This window comes from Piscinibacter sp., from assembly GCF_050175855.1.
Lineage (GTDB): Bacteria > Pseudomonadota > Gammaproteobacteria > Burkholderiales > Burkholderiaceae_C > Piscinibacter.
The window spans coordinates 1-4,192 of the sequence record NZ_JBFXIO010000413.1; the positions used below are offsets into that span (position 1 = coordinate 1).

Below are 4,192 nucleotides of genomic sequence, written 5' to 3' on the forward strand. Positions count from 1 at the left end.
AGTGCAGCGCGGCGGCGATTGCCCACGCTGACGTTCGCCCCTCGCCGATGAGCGCGCCGCATCGCTGTTTCGACGTCTGCAACGGCGACGCCGACGGCCTGTGCGCGGTGCGCCAGTGGCGATTGCACGACCCCCGGCCCGCCACGCTGGTCACCGGCCTGAAGCGCGAGATCGCCCTGCTTCAGCGCGTCCCTTCCGACGCTGCGGACGACGTGCTCGTCTGCGACCTGTCCATGGCACGCAACCGCGACGCGCTGCTGCGCCTGCTCGATCGTGGCGCCCGCGTGCTCTGGTTCGACCACCATGCAGCCGGTGAAGTGCCGGCTCATTCCGGGTTGTCGGCGCATCTGGACTTCAGCGCGGACATCTGCAGCAGCCTGCTGGTCGATCGCCATCTCCGCGGCGCGCACCGCGCCTGGGCGCTGGTGGGAGCCTATGGGGACGATCTGACGGTCGTCGCGGAGAGGCTGGCCATCGAAAGCGGGTTCGGCGCTACGCAGCGCGAGGCGCTCCAGCGCCTCGGACGCTCGATCAACTACAACGCCTATGGCGAGGAGCCCGAAGACGTCTGCATGGCCCCGGCCTCGCTCTACGCCCTCATGGCCCGACATGCCGACCCGCTGGCCATGCTGGCGGCCGAGCCGGTGTTCGCCGAGATCGACGAACTGCGTCAATCCGATCTGCAGCAGGCGCTGGGCCTGCTCCCGGCCTGGCAGAACGAACGCGCACGGATCCTCGTGCTGCCGGAAGCACCATGGAGCCGCCGGGTGTCGGGCACCTTGGCCAACACGCTCGCGCAGGCCCGACCCGACGCGGCACACGCCGTGCTGCGACCGAACCGCACCGGCGGCTACAGCGTGAGCCTGCGCGCGCCGCGCAGCATGCCGCGCGGTGCGGCGGCCTTGTGCGCTGACTTCGGTGGCAGCGGACGCGCCGCGGCGGCGGGCATCGACGACCTGCCCGCGGCCGACCTCGACCGCTTCATCGCGGCCGTCGCTACCGCCGACTGGTCGGGCGAGGCCGGCTGATCGATCAGGCCCTGCCGGGCGCCAGCGGCACCACGTTGACGTCGTGCCCGGCCGCGCCGAAGGCCTGCTCGCGCAGCAGCGCCAGCTGGTCGCGCACCCGCGCCGCTTTCTCGAACTCGAGGTTCTTGGCGTGGTCAAGCATCTGCTTCTCGAGCAGCTTGATGCGTTTGGCCAGGTCCTTCTCGCTCATGGCCTCGACGGCCGCGGCCTCGGCGATCGCCTTGGCGTCGTCCTTCGCGCTCTTCTCGCTGTAGACGCCGTCGATCAGGTCCTTGATGCGCTTGTTCACGCTGCGCGGCACGATGCCGTGCTCGGCGTTGAAGGCGATCTGCTTGGCGCGGCGGCGCTCGGTCTCGCCGATCGCCTTGCGCATCGACTCGGTGATGGTATCGGCGTACAGGATCGCGCGGCCGTTGAGGTTGCGCGCCGCCCGGCCGATGGTCTGGATCAGGCTGCGCTCGGCGCGCAGGAAGCCTTCCTTGTCGGCGTCGAGGATGGCCACCAGCGACACCTCGGGAATGTCCAGGCCCTCGCGCAGCAGGTTGATGCCCACCAGCACGTCGAAGCTGCCCAGGCGCAGGTCGCGCAGGATCTCCACGCGCTCGATATTGTCGACGTCGCTGTGCAGGTAGCGCACCTTCACGCCGTTCTCGCCCAGGTAGTCGGTGAGCTGCTCGGCCATGCGCTTGGTCAGCGTGGTGATGAGCACGCGCTCGTTGACCTTCACGCGCTCGCGGATCTCCTGCAGCACGTCGTCGACCTGGTGTGTCGCCGGGCGGACTTCCACCTCGGGATCGATCAGTCCGGTGGGCCGCACCAGTTGTTCGACCACCTGCCCCGCATGCTGCTGCTCGTAGGCCGCCGGCGTGGCCGACACGAAGATCGCCTGGCGCATCTTCTTCTCGAACTCCTCGAACTTCAGCGGCCGGTTGTCCAGCGCGCTGGGCAGCCGGAAGCCGTACTCCACCAGCACCGTCTTGCGCGCGCGGTCGCCATTGAACATGCCGCCGAACTGGCCGATCAGCACGTGGCTCTCGTCGAGGAACATCAGTGCGTCGGCCGGCAGGTAGTCGACCAGCGTCGGCGGCGGCTCGCCCGGCGCCGCGCCGGAGAGGTGCCGCGTGTAGTTCTCGATGCCCTTGCAGTGGCCCACCTCCTGCAGCATCTCGAGGTCGAAGCGGGTGCGTTGCTCGAGGCGCTGCGCCTCGACCAGCTTGCCCATCTTGACCAGCTCGTCCAGGCGAAGCCGCAGCTCTTCCTTGATGGTCTCGATGGCGGCCACCACGCGGTCGCGCGGCGTCACGTAGTGGCTGGAGGGATAGACCGTGAAGCGCGGGATCTTCTGGCGGATGCGGCCGGTCAGCGGGTCGAACAGCTGCAGCGACTCGACCTCGTCGTCGAACAGCTCGATGCGGATCGCCAGCTCGGAGTGCTCGGCGGGGAAGACGTCGATGGTGTCGCCGCGCACGCGAAAGGTGCCGCGCGAGAAGTCGGTCTCGTTGCGCTGGTACTGCATGCGGATCAGGTGCGCGATCACGTCGCGCTGGCCGAGCTTGTCGCCCACGCGCAGCGTCATCACCATGCGGTGGTAGTCGCTCGGGTTACCGATGCCGTAGATCGCGCTGACGCTGGCGACGATGATCACGTCGCGCCGCTCCAGCAGGCTCTTGGTGGCCGACAGGCGCATCTGCTCGATGTGCTCGTTGATCGAGCTGTCCTTCTCGATGAACAGGTCGCGCTGCGGCACGTAGGCCTCGGGCTGGTAGTAGTCGTAGTAGCTGACGAAATACTCGACCGCATTCTTCGGGAAGAACTCGCGGAACTCGCTGTACAGCTGCGCGGCCAGCGTCTTGTTGGGCGCGAACACGATCGCGGGCCGCCCCAGCCGGGCGATCACGTTGGCCATCGTGAAGGTCTTGCCCGAGCCGGTGACGCCCAGCAGCGTCTGGTAGCTCAGGCCGTCGTGCACGCCCTCCACCAGCTGCTCGATCGCCTGCGGCTGGTCGCCCGCCGGCGGATACGGCTGGAAGAGCTGGAACGGCGAATCGGGGAAGCTCACGAACTCCCCCACCGGCGCCTCGTTCGGCACCGGCGCCGGTCGCACATCGCTGACTTCGGGTCTATCGGCCATGGCGGATAAAATCTCCGGGTTAACCCGCCTCGCAAAGGTGCAAGGCAATCGGACAGGTTAACGGAATTCCTCCCCCTGCTCTACTGACAAGGACTGACCATGGCTTCGCCCGCTTCGTCGCTGTTCGCCGCCGTCGAGATGGCCCCGCGCGACCCGATCCTCGGCCTGAACGAACAGTTCGCGGCCGACCCCAACCCGGCGAAGGTCAACCTCGGTGTCGGGGTCTACTACGACGACGCCGGCAAGCTGCCGCTGCTCAAGTGCGTGCAGGAAGCCGAGAAGCTGCTGATGGAAGCGCCGAAACCGCGCGGCTACCTGCCGATCGACGGCATCGCCGCCTACGACAAGGCGGTGCAGGGCCTGGTGTTCGGCGCCGACAGCGCGATGGTCAAGGGCGGCCGCGTGGCCACCGTGCAGGCGCTCGGCGGCACCGGCGGCCTGAAGATCGGGGCCGACTTCCTCAAGCGCATCAATCCGTCGGCCAAGGTGCTGATCAGCGACCCGAGCTGGGAGAACCACCGCGCGCTTTTCGAGAGCGCCGGCTTCGTGGTCGAGAACTACCCCTACTACGACGCGGCCAAGCGCGGCGTGAACTTCGACGGCATGCTCGCCGCGCTGAAGGCGGCACCGGCCGGCACGGTCGTCGTGCTGCACGCCTGCTGCCACAACCCGACCGGCTACGACATCGATGGCAGCCAGTGGGACCAGGTGGTCGCCGCGATCAAGGCGAACCAGCTCGTCGCCTTCCTCGACATGGCCTACCAGGGCTTCGGCGACGGCATCGCCGAGGACGGCGCAGTGATCGGCAAGTTCGTCGCGGCGAGCCTGGACTTCTTCGTCTCCACCAGCTTCTCGAAGAGCTTCTCGCTGTACGGCGAGCGTGTCGGCGCCCTGTCGGTGGCCTGCGAGTCGAAGGACGAGGCCGTCCGCGTGCTCAGCCAGCTCAAGCGGGTGATCCGCACCAACTATTCCTACCCGCCGTCGCACGGCGCCCAGGTGGTGGCCTCGGTGCTGAACACCCCGGCACTGCGTG

Annotated in this window: 3 protein-coding genes; 2 read left to right on the top strand and 1 reads right to left on the bottom strand. The window is 68.2% G+C overall.

Going from position 1 to position 4,192, the window contains the following annotated elements; translation table 11 throughout:
• The coding region (locus tag AB7U92_RS22760; RefSeq protein WP_428582394.1) for an acetyltransferase at positions 1-1,028 on the top strand (1,028 nt) is incomplete at its 5' end.
• A 4-nt stretch (positions 1,029-1,032) separates the two neighbouring features.
• Here the strand turns inward: AB7U92_RS22760 and uvrB are convergent.
• Positions 1,033-3,159 (bottom strand): excinuclease ABC subunit UvrB, encoded by a 2,127-nt coding sequence (gene uvrB, locus AB7U92_RS22765; RefSeq protein WP_428582396.1) that lies wholly within the window; start codon positions 3,157-3,159, stop codon positions 1,033-1,035.
• Positions 3,160-3,258: 99 nt separating this feature from the next.
• Here uvrB and AB7U92_RS22770 point away from each other — a divergent pair.
• Positions 3,259-4,192, top strand: a 934-nt coding sequence (locus AB7U92_RS22770; protein WP_428582398.1) for an amino acid aminotransferase, incomplete at its 3' end; no start/stop codon positions are given.